General features: G+C 46.5%; 21 protein-coding genes. 5 read left to right on the top strand and 16 right to left on the bottom strand.

Annotation, left to right across the window (positions count from 1 at the left end; genetic code table 11):
* Positions 1-11: 11 nt before the first annotated feature.
* The 10 genes from ACN6NF_RS11185 to ACN6NF_RS11140 all read right to left on the bottom strand — a co-directional run bounded on the left by ACN6NF_RS11185 (position 12) and on the right by ACN6NF_RS11140 (position 12,967).
* Positions 12-1,877 carry an ABC transporter ATP-binding protein gene (locus ACN6NF_RS11185; RefSeq protein WP_474317692.1) on the bottom strand — a complete coding sequence of 622 codons (1,866 nt, stop codon included), beginning with the start codon at positions 1,875-1,877 and terminating at the stop codon, positions 12-14.
* Positions 1,852-3,681 carry an ABC transporter ATP-binding protein gene (locus tag ACN6NF_RS11180; RefSeq protein ID WP_474317690.1) on the bottom strand — a complete coding sequence of 610 codons (1,830 nt, stop codon included), beginning with the start codon at positions 3,679-3,681 and terminating at the stop codon, positions 1,852-1,854. Before ACN6NF_RS11180 ends, ACN6NF_RS11185 begins: the two co-directional genes overlap by 26 nt.
* Before the next feature lie 212 nt (positions 3,682-3,893).
* A complete protein-coding gene (locus ACN6NF_RS11175) occupies positions 3,894-4,718 on the bottom strand; it encodes a thioesterase II family protein (RefSeq protein WP_474317688.1) in 825 nt (274 codons plus the stop codon).
* 812 nt (positions 4,719-5,530) lie between these two features.
* Entirely contained in the window at positions 5,531-6,508 is a 978-nt protein-coding gene (gene glpX / locus ACN6NF_RS11170; protein WP_474317686.1) for a class II fructose-bisphosphatase, read from the bottom strand.
* 217 nt (positions 6,509-6,725) lie between these two features.
* The gene (locus ACN6NF_RS11165) at positions 6,726-7,529 is read right to left on the bottom strand and encodes a pyruvate, water dikinase regulatory protein (protein ID WP_016818475.1); all 804 of its coding nucleotides are present in this window, start codon (positions 7,527-7,529) and stop codon (positions 6,726-6,728) included.
* A gap of 13 nt (positions 7,530-7,542) precedes the next feature.
* Complete coding sequence (locus tag ACN6NF_RS11160; protein ID WP_474317696.1) at positions 7,543-8,157, bottom strand: helix-turn-helix transcriptional regulator; 615 nt, start codon at positions 8,155-8,157, stop codon at positions 7,543-7,545.
* Between the two features lie 238 nt (positions 8,158-8,395).
* Positions 8,396-9,607, bottom strand: a complete 1,212-nt coding sequence (locus tag ACN6NF_RS11155; RefSeq protein ID WP_474317684.1) for an ABC transporter permease — start codon at positions 9,605-9,607, stop codon at positions 8,396-8,398.
* Positions 9,604-10,323: an ABC transporter ATP-binding protein gene (locus tag ACN6NF_RS11150; RefSeq protein ID WP_013370992.1), complete on the bottom strand. Its 720-nt coding sequence runs from the start codon at positions 10,321-10,323 to the stop codon at positions 9,604-9,606. Before ACN6NF_RS11150 ends, ACN6NF_RS11155 begins: the two co-directional genes overlap by 4 nt.
* A gap of 6 nt (positions 10,324-10,329) precedes the next feature.
* Positions 10,330-11,790, bottom strand: coding sequence for an efflux RND transporter periplasmic adaptor subunit (locus ACN6NF_RS11145; RefSeq protein WP_474317683.1), 1,461 nt, complete (start codon positions 11,788-11,790; stop codon positions 10,330-10,332).
* A 13-nt stretch (positions 11,791-11,803) separates the two neighbouring features.
* Complete coding sequence (locus ACN6NF_RS11140; protein WP_474317681.1) at positions 11,804-12,967, bottom strand: TolC family protein; 1,164 nt, start codon at positions 12,965-12,967, stop codon at positions 11,804-11,806.
* A 319-nt stretch (positions 12,968-13,286) separates the two neighbouring features.
* Between ACN6NF_RS11140 and ACN6NF_RS11135 the strand changes: the two genes are divergently transcribed.
* Positions 13,287-13,475 (top strand): hypothetical protein, encoded by a 189-nt coding sequence (locus ACN6NF_RS11135; protein WP_013370989.1) that lies wholly within the window; start codon positions 13,287-13,289, stop codon positions 13,473-13,475.
* Positions 13,476-13,650: 175 nt separating this feature from the next.
* Here the strand turns inward: ACN6NF_RS11135 and ACN6NF_RS11130 are convergent, their stop codons facing one another.
* The 3 genes from ACN6NF_RS11130 to ACN6NF_RS11120 all read right to left on the bottom strand — a co-directional run bounded on the left by ACN6NF_RS11130 (position 13,651) and on the right by ACN6NF_RS11120 (position 15,939).
* Positions 13,651-13,974 (bottom strand): MGMT family protein, encoded by a 324-nt coding sequence (locus ACN6NF_RS11130; RefSeq protein ID WP_474317679.1) that lies wholly within the window; start codon positions 13,972-13,974, stop codon positions 13,651-13,653.
* Between the two features lie 113 nt (positions 13,975-14,087).
* Complete coding sequence (locus tag ACN6NF_RS11125) at positions 14,088-15,248, bottom strand: rhamnogalacturonan acetylesterase (protein WP_474317677.1); 1,161 nt, start codon at positions 15,246-15,248, stop codon at positions 14,088-14,090.
* Positions 15,249-15,516: 268 nt separating this feature from the next.
* On the bottom strand, positions 15,517-15,939 hold the full coding sequence (locus ACN6NF_RS11120) for a hypothetical protein (RefSeq protein ID WP_474317675.1): 423 nt from the start codon (positions 15,937-15,939) through the stop codon (positions 15,517-15,519).
* Positions 15,940-16,107: 168 nt separating this feature from the next.
* On the opposite strand from ACN6NF_RS11120, the gene ACN6NF_RS11115 reads away from it, so the two are divergent.
* From ACN6NF_RS11115 to ACN6NF_RS11100, 4 genes are all read left to right on the top strand, one after another.
* Positions 16,108-16,533, top strand: a complete 426-nt coding sequence (locus tag ACN6NF_RS11115; protein ID WP_474317673.1) for a CHRD domain-containing protein — start codon at positions 16,108-16,110, stop codon at positions 16,531-16,533.
* A 195-nt stretch (positions 16,534-16,728) separates the two neighbouring features.
* The gene (locus ACN6NF_RS11110) at positions 16,729-17,919 is read left to right on the top strand and encodes an acyltransferase (protein ID WP_474317672.1); all 1,191 of its coding nucleotides are present in this window, start codon (positions 16,729-16,731) and stop codon (positions 17,917-17,919) included.
* A gap of 109 nt (positions 17,920-18,028) precedes the next feature.
* The gene (locus tag ACN6NF_RS11105; RefSeq protein WP_474317671.1) at positions 18,029-18,739 is read left to right on the top strand and encodes a response regulator transcription factor; all 711 of its coding nucleotides are present in this window, start codon (positions 18,029-18,031) and stop codon (positions 18,737-18,739) included.
* 15 nt (positions 18,740-18,754) lie between these two features.
* Entirely contained in the window at positions 18,755-19,861 is a 1,107-nt protein-coding gene (locus tag ACN6NF_RS11100; protein ID WP_474317669.1) for a sensor histidine kinase, read from the top strand.
* Between the two features lie 11 nt (positions 19,862-19,872).
* On the opposite strand, the gene ACN6NF_RS11095 is transcribed toward ACN6NF_RS11100, so the two are convergent.
* The 3 genes from ACN6NF_RS11095 to ACN6NF_RS11085 are packed head-to-tail and all read right to left on the bottom strand — an operon-like array spanning position 19,873 to position 22,866.
* Positions 19,873-20,628 carry a LutC/YkgG family protein gene (locus tag ACN6NF_RS11095; protein WP_474317667.1) on the bottom strand — a complete coding sequence of 252 codons (756 nt, stop codon included), beginning with the start codon at positions 20,626-20,628 and terminating at the stop codon, positions 19,873-19,875.
* Positions 20,621-22,141 (bottom strand): LutB/LldF family L-lactate oxidation iron-sulfur protein, encoded by a 1,521-nt coding sequence (locus ACN6NF_RS11090; protein ID WP_474317665.1) that lies wholly within the window; start codon positions 22,139-22,141, stop codon positions 20,621-20,623. The genes ACN6NF_RS11095 and ACN6NF_RS11090 overlap by 8 nt, the downstream gene beginning before the upstream one ends.
* Positions 22,138-22,866 (bottom strand): (Fe-S)-binding protein, encoded by a 729-nt coding sequence (locus ACN6NF_RS11085; protein ID WP_474317664.1) that lies wholly within the window; start codon positions 22,864-22,866, stop codon positions 22,138-22,140. Before ACN6NF_RS11085 ends, ACN6NF_RS11090 begins: the two co-directional genes overlap by 4 nt.
* Positions 22,867-22,873: the final 7 nt, after the last annotated feature.

Raw genomic sequence — 22,873 nt, 5'->3', positions numbered from 1 at the left:
AATTCGCATATTTATGCAGTTTGTTCCTCAGGATGCTTTCGAAACTGAAGCTCATACAGCTCCGCATAATGACCAGCCTCAGCAAGGAGTTGGTCATGAGTTCCCTGTTCTTTGAGCTCGCCATCGGCAAGGACACAGATCGTATCCGCCCTCTTAATCGTAGACAATCGATGGGCAATAACTAATGTCGTACGATCCTTCATCAGCTCATCTAAGCCCTGCTGAACTTCATATTCAGACTCTGCATCCAGGGCCGAGGTGGCTTCATCCAGCAGCAAAATCGGCGCATTTTTGAGCAGAGCACGGGCAATCGCGATTCGCTGTCTTTGACCCCCGGACAAATTGGCTCCGCGTTCACCGACAATCGTGTCATAACCCTCCGGAAGCTCAGCTATGAAGCCGCTGGCATAGGCTGTTTTGGCCGCAACCTCTACTTCCTCATCCGTGGCATCCGGTGAGCCGAAGCGGATATTGTCTGCTACTGTACCGTGGAACAGTGTAGCCTCCTGTGGTACATAGGCTATTAAATCCCTAACCTCATTCAACCGAAATTCTTCTGCCAAGCGGCCGCGAACCCGCAGCACACCTTCATCCGGTGGGTAAAATCCCAGCAACAACTTCATCACGGTGCTTTTCCCACCACCACTCGGACCGACAATCGCGGTTACTTGCCCTTCTGGCACGACCAAGTTCAATCTTCGCAGCGTTGGACGGTCTGGCTGATAGCCAAAGGTGATATTGTGCAGCTCCAGCGCAGCCGCAGTCTGTTCAATAGAGAGGTCTGAATCCACAGTCTCGACACCGTTATAGGATTCCTGAGGTTCACGGGCTGATGAAGCTGACACCTCCGGATCGATAAGCCCGGTTACTGATCCCTTCTGTTTCACCGCGGGAAATTGTTCCTCTTCCTTCGACTCATTCAAGATTTCGCGAATACGCGCCAAGCCTGCCAAAGAGTTTTGTAACAGGGATACAGCTGCCCCCAGCTCCAAAAATACCGTTGAAATACCCGTTTGCAGCTGCACAATCTGTCCCAAAACTCCGAGCTCCATTTGCTTCTGCGAAACCAAGATCAATCCAGCAACAAGCACACCGCCCAGCGTAATAAATTCAATAACAAAATTACACATATCCTGCAGTCCCATATGACGTCCCTGTCGGATACTGATGCGATTTATGTCCTCGCTTGCATCGTTGCAAAGTCCACCCACTTTTGTCCTTAACCCAAACAACTTCACCGCCTGTAAACCGGAAAGCAAATCACTCAATCGTTCCGTGAACCTGCTCATCCGTCCCTGTAATTCTTCACTCGTCTGTCGCATTCTCTTCGCGAAATAAGCATTTACCCAAGCTGAAGCCAAACCAAGTAAAACCGCCATAACCCCAAATCGCCAATCCAGCACCATCAAAATGACCAAAGAGCCTAAGAAAAGCGAAGTTTCCAGTATAATTGAGCGAATATGAACAGTGTAGGCCTGCTCCAGCGTTTGGACATCGTTAGTCATGCGGGATACCAGATTACCCGAATGGTGTTTTTCGGCTTTTTCATACGATAGCTTGACAACATGGCCGAATAGTTTCATTCGTACATCGGCAATTGCGAGCTTGACACATCGTTTATACATATAGCTGCACACGGGGGAAATGAGACTTAGCGCCAAAAATGTGCCGCTGACCAAATAGACCGCTCGGTACAGCTCCTGTACATCGCCATTAACCGCAAAATTCAGCAAATAATGCACCACAAAAGAAAGCAAAATTGTGATGCTGGCATTGGTTAGACTATTGCCAACCAACCCAGTAAAATACCATTTTCGATGCGGCTTCATCAGGGACATCAATTGCTTAAATTCATAAAACCCCTGCTTGAAGGTCACGACGCTCACTCCTTTCCTCAGGCAGTGAATACCCGTTTTCCTCCGTTTGCTGTCCTTCAAAATTTTGCAAATACAGCTTTCGGTACACACCATCACGGTCTAGTAATTCCTCATGTGTACCCGATTCCACAATGCTCCCCTGATCAAGTACGATAATGCGGTTCGCCTGGCGTACAGTTGACAGTCGATGAGCTATGACCAGTACCGTCCGGTTTTGCATTGCTGCATTCATTGCAATCTGTACCTGAGCCTCCGACTGGCTATCGAGTGCTGAAGTCGGCTCGTCCAGTAGAAGCAGCGGAGCATTTTTCAGCAATGCTCTTGCTATAGAAATACGCTGCTTTTGTCCTCCAGACAATCCGCCTCCCCGTTCGCTCAACAGAGTTTCATAGCCCTCGGGTAGCTGAACAATAAAGTCATGCGCATGTGCCGCTTTCGCCGCCTCGACAATTTCTTTCCGGGTCGCCTCCAGACGTCCATATCCGATATTTTCTGCAATGGTGGCCGGAAAAAGCGACGGTTCCTGAGATACCATCGAAATAAGGCTACGCAGGCTTGTTAGGTTCCAATCTGTCAAATTCTTACCCAACAATTGAACGGTTCCGGCATGCTCTCCAGGTTCATTAAATCCGCAAAGCAGCTTGAAGATTGTGCTTTTACCGCCACCACTGGCCCCAACAATCGCTACCGTTTCTCCTTGTCCTACCTGGAAGCTAATATCCTTCAGCACCGTGTTCCCTTCGTTGTAGCCAAAGGTCAAATGCTCAAAGCTGACTACAGCAATGTCGTCCTTGCTTTCTGCATCGTCTTCCTCGAGATCTTGGCTTATTGAAGTGATTTTCCCGTCTTGCCGCTCATCCGGCCAATCCAGCACCTCAAACAAATGCTTCGCTGCTCCCCCCGCTTCCTTCATTTGCGAAATGATCGTCGGCAGCATGGCAACAGGCTGCAATATGAACGAAATCAGATATAAAAAAAGGACAATGCCACCAGCATTCAACTCACCTTGTTGAATCAAATATCCACCGTACACAATGACCAAAATAATCGGTGTTGCCAGCATCATCACACCTACTGGAGTTATGAACGCATAGCGTTTTTCTAGCCGCAATCCGCGCTTGATGACCTCCTCCGTAATTACCATATACTTCTTCAACAGCACAGCCTGCATATTAAATGCCTTGACGATAGGAATTCCTCCGATCGCATCCTGTCCCACCGCGTTCAAATGAGCAATTTTCTCCTGAAGCTCCTTGGAGTATTTCTCGATTGGTTTGCTCATCAGTGCGGTTATGATCATTCCTACAGGCATAAGCGCAAGACTTGCCAAAACCAGTTTCCAGCTTGTCAGTAAAAGCAACGTTAAGGATGCCGTAAACACAAGTGGCAAATAAAACAGATTAGCAAACTGTTGGATAAAAAAGTTCTGCAACAGCGCCGTATTGTTTGTTAGACGGGATACCAAATCTCCGGTGAACTTGCTCTCCACGCTGGAAACAGGTAAATCATAAAACTTATGTACGAGATCGCCTCTCAAGTCGCGCAGAGCACTGACACTAAAACGTGCCGAAGCGTACCTCATTACAAACTTACAAGGCATTCCAATTACCGTCATACCAACAACTAGATAGATCATGTTCTGGGTGGAGGAGAATGTTCCCTGTGCCATTTGCTCTATGGCCTTACCCAAAATAATGTCAATAGCTGCCAAACACAAAGAGGAAATCACGGCTATAAAAACCCAAAGATTATAAGGCTTTATATAACGTGTGAGTCTCCGAAAAGCAGAATTTGATCGAAACAAAGGCATCCCTCTTTTTCATTGCCACACTTTAGCAGTGCGAACTTTTTAGATTGGCGATGGACGTCATTGAAGTAAACTCTGTGTCTGAAATGATGAGGGCCTGTACAGAAAAATTGGATTTTAATCTACGCTGGAAAATGCATCATGGTGGGTGGTTTTATCGGTTATTGCTGAGATGGTGATAACGAAGTGTATCGTGATGTGTGGGACATTTAACTCTGCCTGAATCGTGGTTGTGGAGTGTTTGTGTTGTAAGTTGTATGAGCTGCCGCAGCGTGGGCCATCGGCGAGGATACGGAGAGAATGTCCTCGACTGCGCTCATAACCTCTTGCTCTTGTTCATGGATGAAAAAGTGATTACCTTCGAACATCCGGACATCCATAGGTGACATCGTATGCTGCTGCCAGGCACGAAGTGAATCTGTGCTAACCTCAAAATCCCTCGTTCCCCCTAAAACTGTCATCGGGCATGCCAGTGGATCTCCCGGCTGATAAACATAAGTTTCACATACCTTAAAATCTGCACGCAGACGAGGCATAATAATTTGCATCAATTCTGCATTTTGCAGCACCTCTTCGGGGGTACCCTGCATCAAACGAAGCTCTTCGGTGAAAGAATCGTCTGCTAAATCATGGAGCCGTTTCTTGGAGTATGGAAGATGAGGGGCGGATTTACCAGATACGATGATATGTAAAGGTAGTTTTCCAGTTTTGCTGTACAACTGCCGCGCTGTTTCAAATGCGATCAGTGCCCCCATACTGTGCCCAAAAAAGGCAAATGGCTTATGTATGTATGGAGCCATAGCGGGAACCAACGATTGAACGATGTCTTGAAGGGTTTCCATTGGAGCTTCAATGGAGCGGCTCTCACGTCCTGGGAGTTGTACTGGCAACACAGTAATATCAGGCGCGAGTCTGGACTTCCAAGAGTTAAATATGTAAGCACCACCACCGGCGTATGGGAAGCAGAATAGTTGGAGCTTCGCAGCCGGTTGGACCTCTGTTTTAGCGAACCAAGATTGTGATCGAGTCGTCATATGAATTCCTCCACCCTCTATACAGTCATAATTTTACATTAAATCCTTATATATCTTTTTTTCTTCCAACACTTTCTAGCTTTTTTAAATATACAAACTTTAAAACGGCTTGACATGGGACAAAAGGTCTAAATTACTAGACTTCATAAAAATAAACCAAAATCCATATTATGCCATTTGTTTCCAAACTACAAAAACAACAATTTGACCTTTTTCGCTCATTATCTGTCTATCATGATCTGTAAATCTAGCCTAAAACATAATTTCACATTTTCACGAACATTGTAAAACTAAAATCATTATGATTTACATTTACGCCCAAACCCCTTATCTTATAACAATTTTATCTTTACATGCCATTAACATAAATGTAACAAATTCAACCTGATATCATCCGACAAATTCCGCCTTTTTCTGCACCCGCTTTCAACCTCCTATATATTGGAACTAATTTAAAACAAGCACACACAAACCAAAATTAATAACTCTTTAAATTTTTAAGAAACCAAGTTTTTAAGTAGGCCTAAAGAACTATATTATGCATAATTTTTTTGACTCTTCGTCTAGAAAAATTTGTTCGAATTGATTTTTTCACTTCCAAAGCTATGTTTTTTTCTTTAAAGCCCTAATAGAAACGTTTCAATTTTACTTCAAAAGTGCCTGTTTTTTAGAAATTTATATCCTTGCTTTTACTCTTTCATTCCCCAAAAATAGTAACAGCAAACAGCAAGTCTCCCTTTAGTCAGAGACTTGCTGTTGTATAAGTTTATTATGATTGAATTCACCAGTGAGGGAAGTCTTGACTTCAAATTTCAAGAGGATGCCGCTGCCGCGAGCGTACCGGAAGAATCAGCAGTATGATGAATACTTCGCACGAAACGAATCGTTTTTGTATCTGAATGCATTACAACTGAATGGGTTTCAGCTCTGTGACCAGGCAGAGAACGAACCCCCTGCAACCACTCACCAGGCGTCACGCCTGTAGCGACAAACATCACACCTTGGCGTCCGACCATGTCCTCCATCGACAGCAACGCCCCTGGATCAGTAATACCCATGCGTTTGCAACGTGCAATCTCTTCTTCTCCATGAGGCAGCAGGCGGCCCTGTATTTCTCCACCCATGCATTTCAGCGCGGCCGCGGCCAATACACCCTCAGGAGCGCCTCCAGAGCCAATATGCAAATCTACACCGCTATCCAGGCAGGTTTCAATTGCCCCCATCACATCACCATGACCAAGCAGCTTGATCCGAACGCCGCTTTCCCGCAGAAGCTGGATAATCCCCGCATGCCGTGTACGATCCAGAATCGACACCGTAAGATCGGATAAGGATTTCCCCAGTATGCGCGCTGCTTTTGACAATGTAGTCGGGATCGAGTCCTCTAGTGACAGCTTTCCAGCCAATGCCGGACCAACAGCTAATTTTTGCATGTACATATCCGGAGCGTGTAGTAGACTACCACGAGGTGCAGCAGCAATAACCGACAGTGCGTTATTCAAACCGTTCGCCACCGTTTCCGTCCCTTCAAGAGGATCAACAGCAATGTCCATAGCTGGCCCTCTTCGATTGCCTACTCTCTCCCCGATATACAGCATGGGAGCCTCATCCATTTCGCCTTCGCCAATCACGACCGTGCCGTCCATGGATACCGCATTAAAATGAGTACGAATGGCTACTGTTGCCGCCTCGTCCGCGCTATTCTTATCTCCACGCCCTGTCCATTGTGCCGATTGCAGTGCCGCTGCCTCTGTTACCCGAACGAATTCCAATGCCATTTGACTCTCCATACCTATCCCTCCACCTCTCCTAAAAATGATATTACCTACAGGCAAATAAATATTTTCAGGGCAGCTTTGCTGCCATTTTATTTATATCTTTATATAATCTCCTATAACCTACGGCCGATCCTTATCTTTAGAGCAGCTTTGCTGCCTTTTATATTTACACTCCTGTATCCCGTAATTATATTTTCTTTATAAGCGCTGCTTCTAAGTTGTTTCGCTTCTATAACATTCTGATAATCAAGCCTGCTGTCTCTTCAATGGCTTTATCTGTAACATCAATGACCGGACAATTCAGCTCTTTAAACAAAGACTGCGCATACGCGATTTCCTCTTCCACCCTTGTCGCTGTGGCATATTGCACATTATTAGGAAGCCCCATAACCTTTAATCGTTCACTGCGTATTTTCAACAGCAGCTCCGGCTGGATCGTCAATCCGAATACTCGGCCATGCTGAACATCCTTCAACTGAACAGGCGGTGTAAGCTCCGGTACAACCGGAATGTTGACTGTTTTATAACCTTTATGTGCGAGAAACATGGATAAAGGAGTTTTGGAAATACGAGACACTCCAAGCAATACTATATCTGCTTTGAGAATAGCGCTCACATCTTTGCCATCATCGTATTGAACTGCAAAATCCAGTGCCTCTACACGCCGAAAATAGTTGTCGTCCAGTCGGTGCAGTAGACCTGGCTTCTCTTTGGGATCGTTATGAAACGTATCGGCAAACGCCTGCATCATCGGTCCCATAATATCGACAGCCCGCACATTCAGCCGAACAGCCTCTTCTTTCATCGCCTCTCTCAATTCCGGCTGTACCAGCGTATAAGCTACAAAGCCTTTACGCTCGGCAACTTCCTCCATTACCCGACTCAGCTCGTCTTCATCCCTCACGTTCATAAATCTTTTGATCTCTGTGTCTGGTAACTCAAATTGGCGCATGGTCGCCTGTACGACAGCTTCTGCCGTCTCGCCAATCGAGTCTGAACAGATCGCTATAAAATGACTGCTCGCCTGAACCATTCGATTCCTCCCATTAATCCTCTGCTACCATATCGAGCAACATTTTAATAATATTTGTTTTTGTAATACGTCCCACGACTTTCCAGTGCTCTCCTGGTTTGTCAGAATCCGAAGGGACGACGACAGGCAAGCTGTCGATTTGACGGGCAATAATTTTGCGTGCTGCCTCTAGTACGGTATCCTCTGGGGAAACAGTGACCACATTCGCCTGTCGGGTCATCACAAGACTGACCGGAATAGTCGCTGCATTGGGATTGCCCAACGTGACCTTGAGCAAATCCTTGCGGGAAGCCACCCCTGCCAAATCTCCGTCTTCATCGGTGACGATCAAATTGCTCACATTTTCCAAAAAGAGAGCTACGACAGCTTCCTGAATTGTGGTCGTTTCACGTACGATGACTGGAATCCCATGAAGATCGCCGACCTTCATTTGCAAAAGTCGGAATTTTTCCTCACGGTTCGGCGTGCCCCGCTTTCCAACAAAATAACCGACCTTGGGCTTAGCATCTATGTAATTCAGAATGCCCAATTTAGATAGGTCGGTCCGAATGGTTGCCTTACTGAGATTAAGCATTTCCGCGATCTGGTCACCCGTAATCGGGGCATGCTTTTGAACAATGTTTAAAATTTCTACTTGTCTTGCCGTAAGGTCGATGATGAACGCCCCTCCTTTTTTTGCTTGCGATCTAATACTGAATATAATACGTCATATATAACAATAAATCAACCTGTAAAAGCATATAAAACATCACATATATAAAATTAAAGTGGTTATTCAAGTTTTTTTATCATTTAAAACACTTATTCCATACAAAAAACGGGTGCTTTATCCCTCCTCTTTCGAGTAAGGCAAAGCACCCGCCTTCCTATTCGTATCTTAAAGCATCAATCGGACGCAGCTTCGAGGCCTTGCGCGCCGGATATACTCCGAACAGCACTCCGACTCCCATGCAGCATAGAAAAGAGTACAGCACTGGCTCTATCGAATACACAATCGGCATTTGGACGAATTTCTCGAGCAGCTTTGCACCCCCAAGACCCACCATTACGCCGACCAGCCCACCCATTAGACTGAGAAAAACAGCCTCAGCCACAAACTGCAGCATAATATCACTGCGCTGTGCACCAATCGCTTTGCGAATCCCGATCTCCCTCGTACGCTCCGTGACGGACACCAGCATAATATTCATAATGCCGACACCGCCAACGCCGAGCGCAATTGCAGCTACACCGATCAGCAGCATATTCATAACCCGGTCAACCCCGGACACTGTTTTTAAGATTTCCGTCTGGGTCATGATTTGAAAATCATCGCCCTCTGATGGCTTTAGCTCATGTCTGGCACGCAGCACCTGCCGGATTTCAGCACTTGCCTGATCAATTTTGTCCTCCGTTGTTGCAGAGGCGTTCACCTGCTGAATGCTCATATTGCCCAGCCGTTCCATTCCTGTTGTAATCGGTACATATACCTGCTGTCCGCTGTTACTCATATTGGAATTAGAATTGGTCAGCACACCAACCACCTTAAAAGGCAGCTGCTTGATCATGATGGTCTCACCGACTGCCCTGGAGGCATCCGGACCAAAAATATTACGAGCCGCATCACTTCCCAGCACAGCCACATTCATCCGTTTATCCACTTCATAGTGAGTAAACGACCTGCCCTGAGCTAGCGACAGCTTTCTCACATGAACAAATGCCAGCGAAGTTCCCTCAATTTGCCCGCTGACCTTATTGCGGCTCCACGTAATATCTGCACTGGTCATCGCACTTGGTGCTACCTCTGCGACTGCTTTTTGCTGCTCTAGCGCGTCGATATCTTCCAGAGATATTCCTTTCGTCTGATTGAACGACATAGAGCTGGACCCGTCATATGGAGCATATGGATAGATCATTAGCAAATTATTTCCCATACTATTGATCTGCGATGTAATTGTAGCGGTTGATCCTTTACCGATGGCTACAATCGCAATCACAGCGGCCACTCCGATAATAATGCCCACCATGGTCAGCAAGGATCGCAGCATATTGGTTCGCAAGCTATTGAGCGATACACGAATAATTTCCTGAAATTTCATGCCTTCACTTCCTCTGCCGCCATTCTTCGTTCCTCAACAGGCTGATCTTTTTCAATCCGCCCATCTCGAAAATGAATCAGACGCTTGGCGTATTCCGCAACCTCCTGATCATGAGTAACCAGTACAACCGTTTTCCCCTGATCATTCAGTCGCTGAAAAATCCCCATAATTTCCACACTTGTTTTGGAGTCCAAAGCTCCTGTCGGTTCATCCGCCAAGAGAATAACCGGATTGTTCACAAGTGCCCGTGCAATGGATACCCGTTGCTGCTGACCACCTGACAATTCGTTTGGCCTGTTGTTCATCCGGTCGCCTAGACCTACGCTAGTGAGGGCATCCATGGCTCGCAAACGACGCTCCTTGGCAGAAACCCCCGCATAGATCATAGGCAGTTCCACATTCTCCAGAGCCGTTGACCGCGGGAGCAAATGGAATTTTTGAAATACAAATCCGATTTTCTGATTACGTATAATAGCCAGTTCATCCTCGCGGGCATCTAAGATCGAATATCCATCCAAATAAAATTGTCCTGACGTAGGTAAATCCAGACAGCCGATAACATTCATCATCGTGGACTTTCCTGATCCAGACGGTCCCATAATCGCAACAAAATCACCGTCAGCAATATCAAGTTGAACCTCACGCAGAGCATGAATTTCTTGATCTCCGACATGGTACACTTTTTTCAAACCCTCTATCTGAATAACATATCTCATGCCCGTTTAAAAGCCTCCCTGCATGCCGCCCATCGCGGAAGGATCTGGTGGAGGCTCAGGGGCAGGCACAATAATCGTGTCTCCCTCCTTAACACCGGACTTAAGCTCTACTCGGTCAGGCGTGTAAAATCCGAGTTCTACAGGCTTGAATGTGCGTGCCCCCGGATTTGCGGCGTTATTAGCGGAAACATACACGCCATCCTGGCCTCCTTCGGATCTCAGGGCAGTCGCAGGCACGAACAGTACATTTTTGTGTACTCCCAAAATAACGGCCACATTCATAATCATGCCTGTTTTAAGCTTACCTTTCGGGTCATGTACAGACATCTCCATCAAATACGTCGTCATCCCTTCATCCGTAGAGGCTTCCGGTGAGACGAATTGCACCTTACCTGGAAACGATTCACCCGGATATGCATTGGTCGACAACACAGCCGAAAGCCCCTTTTTTACCTTGACAATGTCATTCTGACTTACCTTCACAACTACCTTAAGATCGTTGGAATCCGAGTTATTCATGGTAATAAATGGAGCTGTCGGACTGGTTCCCACGTCTCCGTTTACCTTCAGGATCACTCCGTCCCACGGTGCCGTGACCTGAAGCTTGTTCAGTTCATTTTTTTTCTGCTCCAGCTCAGTCGCAAGTCTTCGCACCTCTATCCGTGAGGACTGAATACTCGATGCATCAGCTGGAACCTGAGTCTTGCGAAGCTCAGCCAATGCAGCACGATAGCCGATTTCAGCCTCTGAAATGGTACGACGTTTTTGCGCCATGGTTTTGCGGAACTGTAAATCTAGATTATCATAGTCCGTTTGTGCTTTATCCAATGCTTGCTCTGCCTGCTCCAATTCACTGTTGGATACCGCCCCGGCATCATGTAAAAACTTTTGGTCTTCATATGCCTTCCGTGCTTGCTCCAACTGCTTTTGGGAAGCTTTCTTCTGACTTTCGGCTTCTTCCAGCTCAAATGATTCTTGCGCTGTATCGACAGCCATTTTGGCCCGAAGTACATTTGTTTTCTGAATTTCAATGTCCTCCGCCTTCGGACCCTTCTCCAATTCAGCCAACTTGGCTTTGGATATCTCCAAAGAATCAGACGCGCTTTGAATTTGCATTTTAATTTCTGAACTGTCCAAAAGCGCCAGCACTTGCCCTTTTTTGACCTTGTCCCCAGCTTTCACGTTCACCGCAGCCAGCTTGTTATCGCCAGCACTTGTGAAGTTCAGCTTCACTTCCTTGGACGCTTGCACGGTCCCTGACGTGTCCAGCTTCTCGCTCACATCGCCGCGCTCTACTTTAAACGTCTCGTCCTGAACTATAGGTGCTGCCTGCTCTTTGGGCATCTTCAGATATACTGCCGCTCCGCCTCCGACTACAACCAGTAAAACAATCGCAGTCCAGATCCATTTTTTTCTCCGTTTTCTCCGTAGCTTGATTAAAGCATCATTTAAAACCGTTTCTGCCAACGCCTTTTCCTCCCTATGTGCTCCATGGCTTGTTCAAGGTATACTCATTTTGATCCAACTCGATCGTCAGCTCTTCCATTTGCCGTTCAATCTGGTTCACTTTTAACTGGTTATTTTTCAATTCCATCTCGATAATTAGACCTCTGGCCCACTTTTTGCGTGATAACTCCAAGGCCTCTTTTGCCGTACGCAAGCTTTCTTCCAGTTGTACGTATTTCTTTTGGTTTTCCTTAACCGTGGCATACAAATTGCGGAGTGATTCGGCAAAATCTTTTTGACCTTTGGCGAGCTCCTCTTTAGCTGTATCGACATCCATTTTAGCTAGATCGTAAGCACCAGCGCCGTTGTTAAAATCAAAATATCTTACATTGAGCTCCGAAGTTTTGATACTATCCTCCAGCTTCCATAAATTCGGATTCATGTCTGTCAGCTGTTGTATATGTAATTCGATATCCAGCTTCTTCGGTTCCTTGTACACGGGTCGATCCACCATTTCATAGGCTGTTCCGTTAGGCTGTCCCATGAGGAAGTTCAGTGCATCCCTGGATTTTTGCAACGCAATTTTCCCCTGCTCGACCGTTTGCTCCGCCTGAACCCTAGCCTGTGTACTCTCGTTTTTTGCATATTCAGACAGCTTGCCGCGCGCAAATTTGGCAAGTGCAATCTTTTCCTCCGCTTGGGCGATTTCAAGCGCCTCCAGATCATTTTTCACCTGATTCTCTGCTACAAGCACACTTTGGTAGCTTTTCATTACGTTAAAATAAATCTGGTCTTTGGCGTATTGGGCCTGCTTTTTGCTGGCTAGATAAGATAGCGTCGAGGAACTGTAATTCCTCCAGTATGTTTCATTATCAACATACTCATCGTCTATATAATCGATAGGTGAATTGCCTAGCTCCTTTTCTGCATTTTTCAGTTCCAGTCTGCGCCGCTCTACATCCCGCTCAGCGGTACGCGTATTGTAGCTGTTCGTCTGTGCCCATTCCACTGCCTGCTTGAGCGTTAATGGAGGTAGAGCCTGTCCTGTTACAGATGATGTCTTCGACGTAGACGCAGCAGACGAATTAACTGACACATTTGCTGTGATGCTTCCTGATGAACTGTCAGCCTGTGCAGTGGTGACCAAGCCTGTTGAAAAGGACAATACAAGCAGCACGGCAGCCGCTTTTTGCTTCATAAATGAATTTCTCCCCTTTCGGTGCATCTTTCGAATCTTTTCCATTCTTTTCGACATAAATTTCCACGAATTCTTCGCATTCTAATTGTACTTTCAGGTTTATGTTGGTACAAGGTGTCAAAACAATACATTTTTGTAACCTTTACTGCCAGATTACTTGTTGTAAACTACTTTACATCCCACCAGACATAGATTTAATCTATTTTTACCTGAACTTTACCTAAATTTCAGCTAATTTTAAGGAAACCAACAGCATCTATTAAGGTTTGGAACATATACTAGAGAAAGAATAACAGCCGCTCACTAGGAGGGTTAATAGATGATAAAAGAATCTCGCATGACAACTACTAACGAACCGTCTGATTTGTGGATGACTCGCTTTCTACGCGAATCAGAACAAAAAAAGAAACAACTCATTCGGGAAGCCCGAAAAAATAACGATATACCGCTGATGAATAGTATTTCTTTTCACCTTGCCCAGCGGGACCAGCAGCATCTGATCGGATAAGCTTACTGGGAAATCTAGTGCTATATATGAAGCATCCTTCATTAACCAACATGATACGCCAGATTAAAAAGAGACGAGACAAATCATAGTTTTGATTTGTCTCGTCTCTTTTTGGCGAGGATTCAGACTAGTGTATTGCATCTCAAAATCAATGCCACCTTTGCTCGTTCCTCGCCTATTCTCCCGTCTCCGTCTGCGGATGATAAAGATATTGATCCAGCGGGATACGTCCGTTTGCATTAAACTGTATGCCTTCCTCTTCCAAGTACAGGCGCTGCAGGGATGCGGACTCATCCTCCTGCAAAGCAATCTCTCCCAAGCGGTTGACTACTCTATGCCATGGCAGTCGATGCTTTTGGCTCAGTGTATGCAAAATTCGCACCACCTGTCTAGCACCTCTTGGGCTTCCGGCCTCTGCCGCAATTTGACCGTAAGTCATTACTTTTCCCTCAGGGATCAGCAATATAATTTGAAGCACTCGGGCAGTGAAAGGCTGCATGTTCTAATTCCTCCGCGTTACTATTGCTTTTTCTATTATTATAGCACCCTGAACAGCGGCCAAAAACCCCTGCTCCTACAGATGTAAGAAACAGGGGAAACCTATCTTGAAATTTAGAATCCACTCAGACCCTGTCTTTTTAAATCCTGTGCTACTAATCGCGCCAGTTCCCTTGCACCTGCAAAGTTGGGATGTAGTGTATCACCGTTCATATACAAAGCCAGCGTAGCTTCTTTGCCAATAGAGGTGAAATAAGCTGAACTAAGAACATTCAGATCGACTAAAGGCGTTTGTTCCTCTTGAGCCAGCGCCAAAATAGCGCTTCTATACCATCTGTTTTCTGCATTGTGTACATTGTTAGCATTAAAGTCCGTGGCTCGGCCTTGCGGTGTTGACAGAATTACCGTCGCCCCCTTAGCCTTCACCTGCCGAATCATATCCCGCATCCAATCCTTAAACTCCGCTTCGCTTTCGTTATGCTTTGGATTGGTGTCATTAATGCCTAATTGGAGAATAAAATAATCCCCTGGCTTGATATATTGAACGATCGCCTCTAACTGACCATCGTGATGGAAGCCTCTAGCAATCTGGCCCCCTGACGCCATATTGCGAATTTGAAAAGTATTCGTGTTCACAAAATCTGGCAGCAGTTGACCCCATCCTGCCTGCACACTGCTATCTAGCGGATAATAGTTACATACCGTAGAATCCCCGCCGACATAAATCGTGCGATTCGTAACTGGATTGCTAGACAATTGCCTGATTTCCAGTGCACTGAGTGTGAAGACTGCGCCCTCTTTGCCTTCAGTAACTAGCAGATTTAATTGTCCGTCTGTCACTGGAATTTGAAAACGATCCTTGGCCCCGTTCCCCGTCATATTTATGACCTGGTACACCCCTTCGGCCGCAACACTTGAACGAGAAGTATTTCCTAAAGTAACCGACACCTCATACAAACCTGGAGGAAGATCGACGTCAAAAGTATTCTCGCTTTTCGTACCTGTAGCCAGGAATTGTACCGCATCACTTGCCACTCCAGTCCCCGATGCACTGACATTGCGCATATTCTCAGGGGTACGAAAGCCATAGCCACGTGCTGAGTCATAAGACAACGAAGCGCTCACTCCGGTATAACCCGTTTCGACTGTCCCTCCGCCAAAATCAAACTTGTACTCGCCGGTGGATGCATGTGCCGAAGTAGCTATACCTAATCCTGGCGCACCACATAAAAAAGCTGCTAAAAGCATACCAGCCAATCCTTTTTTCCACTTCATTCTTCATTCCTCCTCCAGATTTTTAATTGCACGAAGCAAAGAATATTTTTTTGTAAGCGTATACATAAAATTCTACCCATGGTTGCAGGGTTGTACCTATGTCATTCTTATGCAATTGAAAAGTAGCTTATTTGTTAAGCTGAACTTATACTTGTCAGCCTGCATAATGAGTATGATCCCGTATATTATATGCCTGTATATAAAAAAGCTTCGCAGACTCAACTGCGAAGCTTTATGAATCATAATTCATTATTTAAAGATTACCACATTAATCCGAAACCAAAATTCCGTCGAAGCTCTCTGGACCTACTCGTATTGTACCCAGTAAGTTAGCAGATACAAAGGCTGTATACACCAATTGTGGCGTAATCGGTGGGTTAAAATCATCTGCTGAGAACGCAATAACCTGTGGAGCTAATAAACTCAAATTAAAAGTTGACGTAGCCGAATAAACAACAGGGTCTGTTATCTGCGTACCTCTCACAATAGTAATTGTAATCCCTACTAAAGCAAGTGGAATTTGGAGAGATATAGTTCCTTTAAGCAGAACCCGTGGTGTACCTGTAGCTCCCTGTGTGTTTAATCCGATCTGCCCAAACAATTGAGGCGTATTTATAAGAGTGATCGGGATGGCAATAGAGTTGGCTGTCGAAGCATTTTGGGATGTTCTTCCATCAATAAATGTTCCCATAGTTTCTCCTCCTCTCTCTATCAGATACTCATAGTCTATGAAAAAATTCGTTTTGTGCTTGGACTGAATAACTTGTAAAACACACAACTTCTGATGAATAGGCGAATGTACAGCCCTTTCGCTGGTTCTGTGAATACACTAAACCAACAATGGGAAAGGAGGGACGTAATGTCTAATAAGTTTAGAGCCACGTTGAGGGGGGCTAATGAGGTGCCTCCTGTCAGAACGAATGCGACAGGAACTGCGGAATTTCGTTACCGTCCAGCGAGCCAGCAATTAAGCTTTGAACTGACGGTCCGCAATATTTCACGAGTAACTGAAGCGCACATTCATCTGGGACGAAGAGGTGAAAACGGCCCTGTTGTTGCTACACTGTTTGGCCCTTCGAAGTTTGGGATTACCGTAAGAAGAGGCGTCGTTACCGGCGTGCTGCGTGCAATTGATCTTACTGGTCCGCTCAGAGGCAGAACCATTAATGATTTGGTATGCCAAATTAGAGAGGGCAACGCCTATGTCAATGTCCACACGATCCGTCATCCGAACGGTGCCATTCGTGGACAAATCAGACGCGCACCTATGAAACGTTGCAAATAACGAACATGAGTATTAAAAAGAACTTCCATGCTGCTCTTTTTGAGCCTATGGAAGTTCTTTTTCTTAATTCTTAACAAAAGTTAAGAAGTTCATAAGCGATTCTTAAGCCGCTCCCTTTCAGGTTGTTAAGAATTTTATCTTTTAATAAAAAGAGTTCAACAAGATACAGTTCACTACTGAAAGGAAATGAAGCTTATGAAGCCTACGACCAAAGAAAAAATTCCTGAATTACAGTTGGTCAGAGCCATGGCAATTTTAGCCGTCTTAATGGTACATGCCACTTCTTATGCAACGGTCCAACTTACACATTCCAGCCTTTATGTTGTATATAATGCGCTCAATGTGTTGATGAAGTACGGTACCCCTGTATTTATCGCGCTCAGCAGTATGGTGCTGTTCTACAACTATAAGGATCGTCCGCTGGGAAGACAGCTCTTGAGACGCTTTTATAAGCAGAGATTGCTGTACATCCTCTTACCATATGTCATGTTTTCTCTATTTTATTTCATCCTGTCTCTTATGGCTGGCAGTACCGAACCATGGAGTATAACTACACTAGCGGAAAGCTTTGCACTGAAGCTGGTCACAGGCAAAGCGTACACCCATTTATACTATATTTTTATCATGATGCAATTTTATCTTGCATTTCCATGCATACTGTGGCTGTTACAGCGTTATCGGCAATTTCCGCGATGGTCTATTGTCATTGGGCTACTGGTACAGTGGTCATTTATAATTAGCAATAAATTTCTCTTTCAGGTTCAAAATAAAGGCAGCTGGGCGTTGTCCTATGTGGCCTGCTACATGCTGGGAGCAGCCCTCGGTTACTACTATCCCCAGCTTCGAACGTGGTTTCTGATGCGTAAGGGGGAACGAAACTTTACCGGCGTGCTGACATGGATCGCAATTTGGGCTTTATGGCTGGTTTCAGCCACCATTCATGTCTATATGTGGTACGAAAATAGATTGTACGGAATCTCGTACAATTCGCTAGTTTTTGAACTTATATATAATATGTATAGCCTGTCTAGTACACTGGTATTACTACAGATTTCCTTTCTAATATATATAAGACAACATTCCTTTGTCATTCGTAAGCTGGAGCGCTTAGGCACACTGTCCTTTGGTGTATATCTGATACATCCATTTTTTCTGCTCTTGTATCGGCAGTTTTCACCACACATTGGCTCACCGCAGCTTATTCATGTGTGGTACGCTGGAGGTTTTTTGTGTGCGCTTCTTTGCTCTTGGCTTGTCGTGTCGGTCATCGCCCGCTTCCTGCCATGTGCTTGGATTTTGTTTGGTCAGCTACCGGGCATAGGAAAAAGGAAATCCCAGCGAGAAGAGCGTATATCTTCGCCCGAAACGCTACTATTCAAAAGCTGATGATCCCAACAAACGACCTGAGATGAGTGTCCATAGCCTCCACTGCCAAAAAGGTATATAATACGCCCATATTGTATACTGCTGGAAAGAACAGAAAGGGTGCACAACCATGCATAACCTGCATAACGGAACCATTTTGTTAGTAGACGATGAACCTGAAATTATTAAGCTCATGCAAATTTATTTAGAGAATGAAGGATACCGATTGCTCATGGCACGAGACGGACTGGAAGCGCTGGAGCAGGTTAATCGGGAACAGATAGATGTGATGGTGCTGGATGTGATGATGCCCAACATGGATGGGATTGAAGCCTGCATGAAAATCAGGGAAACCGAGCATTTTCCGATCATTATGTTGTCTGCGAAGGGACAAGATATGGACAAAATTACAGGGCTTAGCGTGGGGGCCGATGATTATGTCACCAAGCCATTCAGCCCGCTGGAGCTCGTGGCACGCATCAAATCCCAGCTACGTAGAGTACGGAAGTATACCCATGCCACTCCTGTATTGGAGCATGAAATGGTACTGGATGAACTCTCCATTAACACTGTTACGCATGAGATCACTCTCGCTGGACATTCCGTTAAGCTGACTCCGCGTGAATTCGCCATTGTTGAGCTTTTGGCTCGACACCGGGGTCAAGTGCTGAGCATGGAGCAGATTTATGAGAAGGTCTGGAAGGAGCAATATCTGGAGTCCAACAACACGCTAATGGTTCATGTGCGTAAAATTCGAGAGAAAATTGAGACTGATCCGAGAAAGCCCAAATACCTGAAAACAGTGTGGGGCATCGGCTATAAAATGGAAAAATTCGATTAATGGAGGACTTGCGTCTTGAAGGCAAAACGATACGATACGCTGGGATGGAAGCTGGCAGCCCTTAGCCTTGCCGCCTTCACTTTAACTGGACTGATTTTAATGGCGTTTTATTATGGAGCGTCTTTGCTATTATGGCTGAATCCCTCCCGTTCATTTTTTGGCACCCGGCTGATCCGCTGGACCGTAAATCATATTGGTTCCTCACTGATCATGCTGATAGGCGGGCTGCCTTTATATATTTATTTCTTTTTCCTTTTTACAAAAAATACAATTGGCTATCTACGCGAGATTACGACAGGGATGCAGAAGTTCGCGGACGGAAATTTATCCTATTCGATTCCGGTATCTTCAGCGGATGAACTGGCAATCTTGGCGAAAAATATGAATACCATGGCAGACAAGCTCCGTCTCTCACTAGAAGAAGAACGGGCTTCCGCCAAAGCAAAAAACGACCTGATCACTGGCGTATCCCACGACCTTCGCACCCCGCTAACATCTGTAATTGGCTTTTTGGAGTATATTGAAACCGACCGTTACCGGGATGAAATTGAGCTACGCTACTATGTGAACATTGCTTATGAAAAATCGCTGACGCTTAAAAAGCTGATCGACGAGTTGTTTGAATACACGCGTGTGAGCGGTGGCAGCCTGCCACTGGAGCTGGAGCCTGTAGACCTCGGCAAATTGCTCACTCAGCTTGCTGAGGAATTTGTACCCTCACTGGAACAGGCGGACATGTCTTATCGTGTTCGAATCGTTGAGCCTGTTCGGATTTTGGCCGACACGGACGAGCTGGTACGCCTGTATGAAAATTTATTTTCCAATGCAATTCGATACGGAAAGGATGGCAAGCGTCTTGATATCACCATAGGACGTGAAGGCGATGAAGCGATAGTGATCTGCACCAACTACGGTACCCCGATTCCATCGGAAGATGTCCCACATCTATTTGAACGGTTTTACAGAGTGGACAAATCACGTTCCAAGGAAACCGGAGGTACCGGACTGGGTCTTGCCATTACCAAAAGCATTACCGAACTGCACAATGGCCGCATTTCGGTTCGGAGCAATCGTAGACAAACGGATTTCGAAACCCGTTTTCCACTCTACCATGCTCGTTAGACGGTGTAACGCTAACCAATCAACAACGTATAAACGATACCCGGTCCGTGTACGCCGATCGTCAAATCATTTTCGATATCCGACGAGCGGCTCGGTCCAGTAATAAAGTGAATGCCTGCGGGCAATTGCTCGCGCCCTGCTTCGTCAAAGCGGCTTAAAATCTCGCCCAGTCGTGTTCGCAGACGCTCCATGGGCAGGAGAATGATCAGCACGGTCGGCAGCAGACTGACCGAGCGCCCCTTCTCCGGCGAGGATAGCACTGCTACCGAGCCGGTGTAGGCAGCGGCCTCATCAGCCATGACGATGCCGATATCGGCCTCCGCGGCGCGTGCCTTCCAGTCTTCGGCTGGATCGGTGTTCCACACCGACAGCCGGACTTCCGGTAGCGCTGCTTCCAACTGGAGCGCATCCAGGTCCGGCTCATTCTGCCGGACGATATAGGCTGCTCCCAGCTCGTGCGCCTTGTGCGCGATCCAGTCTACCGCCTCCTTCAGATCTGGCAGACGCACCACATGTCCGCCAACACTTGTAAAGTTAGCGGTGAACTCCTCGATGCGCTGCTCCGCATTCCATTCGAATTTGTGCCAAAACGCAGGTGCGCCGCGAAACGGCTGCTTCGGTGGCTCTGTCTGTCGCGGACGCTTGAGCCGCGCCGCAATGCCTTCCATAAAGCGTGCCTGCTTGACGCGGGATTCTGCATGCATTTGATGAAGCCATGCTTCATGCTCCGCTTTTGCTTGCATAGAAGGATTACGCTGTTCACTCATGCTGCATCCCTCCTTTTCTTCTATCCGCCAAGATCGTCTCCATTCGGCTGAGAATGTCCGGATGCATGACCTTGCGTTCCTGCTCCAGCTCACGCGCTAGTGTGTTCCAGTGCTGACGGAAGGACTTATTCGCCAGACTAGGAGCCACACGATACGTATTCCAGCCTTTTAAGGGGCCAAGCTTAAGGGTAATTTCTCCCTTACGGACTACCGCTTTCTGTGCGATCTGTCCGAGTCTTATCGCCGCAGCGAATCGCTTCGAGCTGGAAACTACGGTCGCAAAACCTTTCATCCCGATCGTCTCTAGCTTATCCCCTTGTCCTGCCTCCACCTTGCGTCTACGCAAATAAACCAGCATATCATGCAGTGGTATTTTGACCGGACAGGCTTCATAACACGCCCCGCACAGACTGGACGCACTCGCTATATCGTTCCACTCTTCGATGTTGCCATGAAGGGCAGGCGTAAGCACTGCACCAATAGGGCCGCTATATGTCCCGCCATACGCATGTCCCCCAATGTGTCGGTACACCGGACAAGCATTCAAACAAGCACCGCAGCGAATGCAATTTAACAGCTCCTGAAACTCAGGATTGCCTAGCTGAAGCGAACGTCCATTATCTACGATGATAATGTGCATTTCCTCCGGTCCATCGGCATCTTGGCTGCGCCGGGGTCCTGAAATACCGGACATATACATCGTCAGCTTCTGTCCGGTAGCGGATCGTGGCAACAATGTAGCCATTACCTCCAAATCTGTCCAGGATGGAATAATCCGCTCCATACCCATCAGTGTGATTTGCGTTTGGGGTAGAGTGGAAACCATACGAGCGTTGCCTTCATTTTCGAACAGGACCATGGAACCCGTCTCAGCAATGGCAAAATTACAGCCTGTCATGCCAATATCCGCATCTAGAAACTTTTCACGCAGCTTTTTGCGGACAAAGCCCGCCAATATCGTCGTATCTGCGGACAGCTCCTCCCCCGCTTCTTTTGACAGCAGCTCGGCAATCTGATAACGGTTTTTGTGAATCGCAGGGATTACGATATGAGATGGTGCCTCTCCTGCCAGTTGGATAATGTACTCACCAAGATCACTTTCAATCGTCTCGATATCCGCACCTTCCAGCGCCTGATTCAAATGCAGCTCCTCCGACACCATCGACTTGGATTTGACGACAGAACGGGCTTGATTATGCGCGGCAATGTCCAGTGTAATGCGCACGGCATCCACTGCGGTGTCGGCAAAATGGATATGCACCCCGTTGGCACGGGCATTTTCTACAAATAGATTTAAGTAATAGTCCAAATGGGCAATCGTATGAAGCCGAATTTGACGCCCCCGCTCACGCCATTCCTCCCAATTTCCATGCTGCTCTGAAGCTACACGCTTACCGTTGCGCAGCCGCTCGGTAGTGAAACGAACTGCATTCCGCAGAAAATCATCATTCAGAGCTAGCTCTGCACGGTTTTTGACCTTTTGGTTCATAGAGTGTGTATGTACAGCGGTCATGCGTGCTTCACCCCTTCGTACAGCAGCTCTGCCAGATGCATCACTCGAACCGGCTCTTTCCGATATCTAAGATTTCCGGCGATATTCATCAAGCAGGCCATGTCCAGTCCGACCAGTACCTCGGCTTCCGTCTCCCTGATATGGTCCACTTTTTCAGTCACCATCGCTCCCGAAATATCGGGCATTTTTACCGCAAAAGTACCACCAAACCCACAACAGTCCTCAGCAAAGGGAAGCGGCACTAACTGCAAATCCTTTACGCTGCCAAGCAGCTTTATTGGTTCCTCCTTTACCCCGAGCAAACGTGTTCCATGACAAGACGGATGGTAGGTTACCGTATGCGGAAAAGACGCGCCCACATCGGTCACGCCAAGCACCTGTACCATAAATTGTGTAAACTCATACGTCTTTTGCTCCAGCTTACGTGCCAAATCCAGCCACTCAGGCTCATCCTTAAACAACTCCGGGTAATGATGAATCATATATGTGCAGGAACCAGAAGGAGCTACGACAAAATCACTGTCATTAAACGCTTTCAAAATCGTTTTTGCCGCAGCTCTTGTTTCACCCCAATAGCCGCTGTTATAGGACGGCTGCCCGCAGCATGTCTGCACCTTGGGGAATTCCAGCTCGACACCATATCTGGCAAGCAAGCGGGCCATCGCTTCCCCTACCTTGGGATAAATCGCATCACTTAGACAGGTAATAAATAAAGATACCTTCAAACGGCAC

The sequence above is a fragment of the Paenibacillus sp. TSM33 genome, assembly GCF_056099025.1.
Note: the sequence above shows the minus strand (reverse complement) of the source record. Positions and strands in the feature narration are given on the sequence as shown.